The following is a 254-nucleotide window of genomic DNA, read 5'->3' as shown; positions in this document are numbered from 1 at the left end:
AATCTGCTCCATGCTCTCCTTTAACCAGGCCGCCTCGACGATGAGGCGGGTCCCCTACCCCGAGAGGCCCGACTGTGACCGAGCAGCTCCTCCGCACCACCGACCACCCCCGGACCGACGGGCTGCGTCCCGCGGCCCTCGGCACGTGGGGCGTGGTCTTCCTCGTCGTCTCGGCCGCCGCGCCGCTCAGCGTGCTCGCCGGTATCGGTCCGCTCGCCGTGCTGATCGGTGGCCCGTCGGCGCCGCTCGTCTAC

Annotated in this window: 1 protein-coding gene; it reads left to right on the top strand. The window is 72.0% G+C overall.

The window, feature by feature from the left end; all coding sequences use genetic code 11:
* Positions 1–74: 74 nt before the first annotated feature.
* A partial coding sequence (locus tag ACZ3GY_RS24455; RefSeq protein ID WP_465912385.1) for a hypothetical protein occupies positions 75–254 on the top strand: 180 nt, incomplete at its 3' end.

Source organism: Pseudomonas sp. PME37.24/006 (genome assembly GCF_055556635.1).
Note: the sequence above shows the minus strand (reverse complement) of the source record. Positions and strands in the feature narration are given on the sequence as shown.